This is a genomic window from Myxococcus sp. CA039A (assembly GCF_013336645.1).
GTDB lineage: Bacteria > Myxococcota > Myxococcia > Myxococcales > Myxococcaceae > Myxococcus > Myxococcus llanfairpwllgwyngyllgogerychwyrndrobwllllantysiliogogogochensis.
This window is the reverse complement of sequence record NZ_JABUMQ010000486.1, coordinates 1-5,875: the sequence shown is the minus strand read 5'-3', so window position 1 is coordinate 5,875 and position 5,875 is coordinate 1. Positions and strand designations below refer to the sequence as shown.

6 protein-coding genes are annotated in these 5,875 nt (G+C 70.0%); 1 reads left to right on the top strand and 5 read right to left on the bottom strand.

What is annotated here, in order from left to right; all coding sequences use genetic code 11:
• From HR086_RS44040 to HR086_RS44020, 5 genes are all read right to left on the bottom strand, one after another.
• Positions 1 to 834 (bottom strand): chemotaxis protein CheB (locus HR086_RS44040; protein WP_174468627.1); only part of this gene is annotated, 834 nt, incomplete at its 3' end.
• A gap of 34 nt (positions 835 to 868) precedes the next feature.
• On the bottom strand, positions 869 to 3,127 hold the full coding sequence (locus tag HR086_RS44035; RefSeq protein WP_174456658.1) for a hybrid sensor histidine kinase/response regulator: 2,259 nt from the start codon (positions 3,125 to 3,127) through the stop codon (positions 869 to 871).
• Between the two features lie 39 nt (positions 3,128 to 3,166).
• Complete coding sequence (locus HR086_RS44030; protein WP_141649262.1) at positions 3,167 to 4,414, bottom strand: methyl-accepting chemotaxis protein; 1,248 nt, start codon at positions 4,412 to 4,414, stop codon at positions 3,167 to 3,169.
• Between the two features lie 5 nt (positions 4,415 to 4,419).
• The gene (locus HR086_RS44025) at positions 4,420 to 4,806 is read right to left on the bottom strand and encodes a Frizzy aggregation protein FrzB (RefSeq protein WP_141649263.1); all 387 of its coding nucleotides are present in this window, start codon (positions 4,804 to 4,806) and stop codon (positions 4,420 to 4,422) included.
• Complete coding sequence (locus HR086_RS44020; protein WP_141649264.1) at positions 4,803 to 5,285, bottom strand: chemotaxis protein CheW; 483 nt, start codon at positions 5,283 to 5,285, stop codon at positions 4,803 to 4,805. The genes HR086_RS44025 and HR086_RS44020 overlap by 4 nt, the downstream gene beginning before the upstream one ends.
• 170 nt (positions 5,286 to 5,455) lie before the next feature.
• On the opposite strand from HR086_RS44020, the gene HR086_RS44015 reads away from it, so the two are divergent.
• On the top strand, positions 5,456 to 5,875 hold a 420-nt coding region (locus tag HR086_RS44015; protein WP_174468626.1), incomplete at its 3' end, for a response regulator transcription factor.

The following is a 5,875-nucleotide window of genomic DNA, read 5'->3' as shown; positions in this document are numbered from 1 at the left end:
CCCCCGCGCTCCGTCCCGCCCCATCCCCGTCAGGATGACCCCGACACAGCTCGAGCCGAAGGCCTCCGCCGCCGAAGTGAGCAGCATGTCACACGAAGGCCGGAAGCCCCGAAGCGCGGGTCCCGAGTCCAGCTCCAGCCGGCCCTCGGGTCGCACCAACAGATGACTGCCCGACGGTGCGATGTAGACCGTCCCCGGCACCATCACCATGCCGTGCTCCGCCTCTGTCACTCCCAGCGCCGTCTCCATCGTCAGCCAGTGCGCGAGGCCCTCCGTGAAACCCTCGCTGATGTGCTGGCAGTAGGCGATGGGCGCGGGAAAGTCTCGTGGAATCTTCCGCAGTACCTGTGCAACGGCCTTTGGACCGCCCAGGGACGCGGCGATGGCCACCAGGGGAAAGGGCGGCGGGGGCAGGTCCTCCTTGGGCAGCTTCGCGGAGGAGCGCGTCTGGCGCACGGCCTTCACCTGGGCCAGCAGCACCAGCTTGCGCGCGATATGGGCCCAGAAGTCCGCGCCGGGGATGGCGGGGCGCTCCACCACATCCAGGGCCCCCAGGGCCATGGCCTGGAACGCCTCCTGGCCGGACAGCGCGCCCGGATGCAGCGCGAGGACGGGCACCGGCCGCCCCGCCATCACCTGCTCGATGGCCTCCAGGGCCTCCAGGCCGGTGAGGTCCACCAGCAGCACGTCCGGGAAGTGGCGCTGCACGGCGACGAGGGCGCCAGGGAAGTCGATTTCGGCGGGCCCCACCGGGACGAGCGACTCGCCGTCGAACAGGCCACGGGCCGCGAGCGCGCGCAGCCCCTTGCCCACCATGAGCACTCTGAACGCCATCCCCGCCGCGGCCGTGCCACCCAAACGTCGCTCCTCAGGTCAGCCGGTCAATCGCCTGCGCGAGCACTTCCACGCCCAGCTCTCCCTTGACGAGATAGGCATCCGCGCCCGCGTCCAGGCCGCGCCGCTTGTCCTCGGGCGAGGCGAGTGACGACAGGATGATGACGGGGATGCGCGCCACGGCGGGCGTCGACTTCAGCCGCCGCGCGAGTGAGAAGCCGTCCATCTTCGGCATCTGCACGTCGGTGAGGATGAGGTCGTAGCTGTTGTTCTGCACCTTCCCGTAGGCCTCCTCGCCGTCCTGGGCCTCCTCCACCATGTGGCCCAGCGCCTTGACGAGCGCGCCTTCCGTCGCGCGGGCAATGGGAGAGTCGTCCACGAGCAGCACCCGGAGCCGCTTGGCCGCTGGCGCCTGGGTGACGGGCCGCGCCATGCGGCGCACCTCCGTCATGATGTCGGGGACATGCAGCAGCACGGCGATGCGGCCGTCCTCCAGCGCGGCGGTGCCGGCGATGAAGGGCGCGCCCTTGAGGAACTCTCCGCCGCAGGGCTTCACGGCCACTTCGCGCTCGTCCACGAAGCCGTCCACCACGAGGGCCGCGTGGTCCTCGCCATGGCGCACGACGACGGCGGGGGGCCGGTCGAACCGGTTGCCACCGTTGAGGCCGAGCAGCGGCCCCAGCGCCACGAGCGCCGTGGGCTTGCCCCGGTGCCGAACGGCGAGGGTGCCGAAGATCTCCAGCCGGTCATCCGGCTTGACGCGCATCACCGCCTCGACGTCGGCGGCGGGCATGCCGTAGACGTCGTCGCCCAGGCGCACCAGCAGCACCTTCATCAAGGCGAGCGACTGGGGCAGCCGCAGGGTGATGGTGGTGCCACGGCCGATGCGGCTGTTGACGCCCACCGAACCGCCGAGCGTCTCCACCTTGCGCTTCACCACGTCCATGCCCACGCCGCGGCCGGACAGCTCGCTGACCTGCTCGCGGGTAGAGAAGCCGGGACGGAAGATGAGCTCGATGGCCTCGCGCTCCGACAGCGCGGCGGCCTGCACCGCGTTGATGAGGCGCTTGTTGACGGCCACCTGGCGCAGGCGCTCCGGGTCGATGCCGCGCCCGTCGTCCTCCACCTCGATGTGGAGCATGTCGCCATCCACGCGCACGCGGATGCGGACACGGCCCGTGAGCGGCTTGCCGAGCTGCTGGCGCGTGTCCGGCGACTCCAGGCCGTGGTCCACGGCGTTGCGCAGGAGGTGCACCAGCGCGTCGCGCACGTCGGCCAGCATGGACCGGTCCACGCCGATGTCGGCGTTCTCGATGAGCAGGTCCACTTCCTTCGTCTGCGTGCGCGCCATGTCCCGCACCGCGCGCGGGAAGGCGTCGAACACCGTGGACAGCGGCACCAGGCGGGCCTCCGCCACGTGGTCCGCCATCTTCGACAGGTTGCCGTGCAGGATGTTGATGCCGTCGTCGTTGCGCCGCACGAAGCGGAACGCATCGTCGCGCAGCATGTGGAGGTCGCTCTCCACGCGGTCCAACACCATGCGCACTTCGTTGGGAATCTCCACCTGCTCGGCCAGCCGCAGGAAGCGATCCCCCAGGCGGCTGAAGCGCTCGAACAGCGCCTCCGTCTCCGAGCTGCGCAGCCGACCCCGGGCGCTCTCCACCAGCAGGTCACCCGCGAGCAGGCCCAGCGAGTCCAGCACCTCCACGTTCACCCGAATCGTGCGGTCGGCGATGGCCGACTTCGCCGCGCTCGGAGCCTCCTCCTCCCCACCACGGGCCGGAGGGTGCGCCACGGCCGGAGCTTCCACGGGCGCCGGCCGGGGAGCCGCCACGGAGGGCGGCGCGGCGACAACGGGCGCCGCCACCGGAGGCGGCTTGGGCTTCGCGACATGAATGGCGGGCGCGGCCTGGCCGGACACCTCCGCCATCGCACGCACGATGTCCTCGCTCGCGGACGTGCCGGTGTTCGCACCGGACATGTCCTCGATGAGATCGGACAGGACATCGCAGGCACGGAGCATGACGTCCGTGGCGATCTCCGTGGCCGTGCGTCCCTCGCGCTCGGCGCGCAGGACGTCCTCCGCCGCGTGAGCGAGCTGACCGATGGCGGCGAGGCCCAGCATGCGGGCCTCTCCCTTCATCGTGTGCAGCTCGCGCGCGACGTCGTCCGCGGCCTGATCCGCGGTCTCCTTCTCCAGGTCCAACACACCCAGTTGGATCTTCTGGAGGCGGTCGGCGGTGACCTCCTGGAACTTCTTCAGGAGGGATTTCTTGAGTGCCTCGGTATCCATGGGCGGTGAGCGCTGCGCACCCTCCCCTTCCCAAAAGAGCTAGTCGGCCTTGAAGCGCTTGATGAGCTCCGCCAGCCGTGCGGCCAGCTGAGTGAGCTCCGCCGCCGCCCCCGTCGCCTGCTTCGACGCCTGGGTCGTCTGACGCGTCACATCTTCAATCTCCGCCATGGACGCCACCACCTGCTCGGTGGCCGTGCGCTGCTGCTGGGTGGCGAGGTTGATGACGCGGGCCGCGTCGCTCGTCTCCTGCACGCCGGCGAGGATGCCTTCCACGGCCTGGGCCGCGACGGCGCCCAGCTTCTCACCGGACTCGGTGGCGGACTTGGACGCTTCGGCGGCGCCCGCGGCGGCCGCGGTGGCCTCGCGGATCTCCGTGATGAGGTTCTTGATCTCCTTGGTGGAGTCCAGGACGTTCTCCGCCAGCCGGCGCATCTCCGCCGCGACGATGGAGAAGCCCTTGCCCGCCTCGCCCGCGCGGCTGCCTTCCAGCGCCGCGTTCAGCGCGAGCAGGTCGGAGCGGTCGGCGATCTCGTCGATGACCTCCACCACAGTGCCGATGCGCTCCACGCGCTTGGACAGCTTCGCGATGGAGTCCGCCACGGCGACGCCGTCGCTGCGGATCTGCTGCATGGCCTGGATGAACTCACCGATGGCGCCACGGCCCGCGCGCGCCGCGCCGAGCGTCTCTTCCGCCACGCGCGCCACGCTGCCGGCGTTCTCGGCGATCTGCGCGGAGGCGTGCTTGAGCTCCTCCATGGTGGCGGTCGTCTCGTGGATGGCCGCCGCCTGCTCCGTGGAGGACGTCTCGTGCTGGGTGGACGCCGCCAGCACCTGGTTGGCGGACGAGGACAGCCGCAGCGCCGCCTCGTTGATCTCCCGCACGAAGGTGCGCAGCGTTTCAATGACCTTGCCGAAGCCCTCCAGCAGGGGCCCGAGCTGGGGGTCCTCGGTGGTGGTGTTCCACCGGGACAGGTCGCCTTCGCGCACCAGGCTGATGAGCGCGTCGAGCGCCTGATCGATCTCCTGCGCCGCCACGTGCTTGCGGTGCTCGGAGCTGGCGAAGTTGTCCAGCACCTGGTTGAGCAGGTGGGCCATCTCCTCGCCGCCCTCGCCCACCAGCTCCTTGGGGACGCGGGCCTGGAGGTTGCCGGCCAGCACCGTCAGCAGCGTGTCGGTGAAGGCCTTGAGGGGCGCCGGCGGCGCGGCGGCACTCGCCTTGTTGGCGGGGGCCTTGCGCGCGGAGCGGGCCTTGGACGCGGGCTTCTCGTTGGGGGTGTCCAGGGACATTGCGGTCAGTGCCTTCCTTGAGAATCTTGGGTCCTGGCGGTCTCCACCAGGTCAATCAGCAAAACGGTGCGGGCTTCTTCCAGGCACACACCGACGGCATAAGAGGCCGCGCCCGCGGTGGGGGGCATGCGGCGAAGCTGCGTCACGGGGATGGGGCGCACGCCCCGGACGGTGTCCACCTTCAGGTGGCCTTCTCCTTCCGGGGTGTCGAACACGAGCGCGCGGTGGCCTCGGGAGAGGCGCCCCAACTCCGGCAGGGTGATGTCCTCCGGCAACGAGCGGTCGATGCGCAGCACCTGCGACGCGTCCGTGCCGAAAGTCCCACTGCCAATCTCGAAGAAGAGGATGTCCACCTCTTCGACCTTCTCCTCCACGAGTGACTCGTCGTTCATCGAGCCACCGCGCGCTGCCGGGCCGTCTGCAGCAGCTTGTGGAAGTTGAGCAGGTTGATGCCGTCCTGGGTGGTGCTGCCCTGCACCACGCCGAGCAGATGCTCCGCGGCGGCGTCTCCTCCGAGCGGCGGAGGGAGGATGTCGGAGACCGGGATGCGGCGCAGGCCCAGCACCGTGTCCGCGACGACCCCGGCGACGATGCTGCCGGTGACGCCGATGAACAGGCGGGTGCGGGGACCGATGCGCGCCTCTCCCTTGGAGAGGAAGCGCAAGAGGTCGACGACGGGGAGGACCTCACCGCGATGGCCGGTGACGCCCATGATGAAGGAAGGAGTCCTGGGCAGGGGGGTGAGCAGCCCGGCGCGGAACACCTCGAGGACGTTCTCGCTGGGCACCCCGAACCGCAGGTCTCCCACCCGGAAGCAAAAGAACTCCTGCTCCGGCCGGGCCTGAGCGGCCACGGCACGGTCCGGAGCCATCCGGAGTGCTCGCTGGAGGGGAGTCGAGGTCGTGGTCAAGGCGTCGGAGTATCCGGAGGGGACGAAAACCGGTCAAGGGGAGGTCGCATGGAGGCCGGCCGCTCGCCGTTTCGATGGTCCGCGCTGAACCAAAGGTGTAGGGTTGCACCCTGAATCCTTTGAGGAGGACGATGTCGCGCGTACTGGTCATTGATGACAGCCCGATGCTGGTGGAGCTCACCGTTCGGGCCCTCACCGCCGCCGGCTACCAGGCGAGCGGGGCCCAGGACCTGGCGAGCCTCGACCAGAAGCTCACCGAGGGACCGTTCGCGCTCATCCTCATGGACGTGAACATGCCGGAGATGTTTGGCGACGATGTCGTCGAATACCTGCGGCGTCAGAAGAAAGTCACCGCGAAGCTGGTCCTCTACTCCGACATCTCGGAAGCGGAGCTGGCCGGCAAGACGAAGGCGTCCGGCGCGGACGGCTACATCCTCAAGAGCGGTGGCCTGGAGGCCGTGCTCGGAGGAGTGATGGGGCTCATCGGGGCTCCGGCCCTGGGCGTCCCCGCCGCCGTCCCCCCTTCCCCGGCCTCGGCCATGTCGGACGCC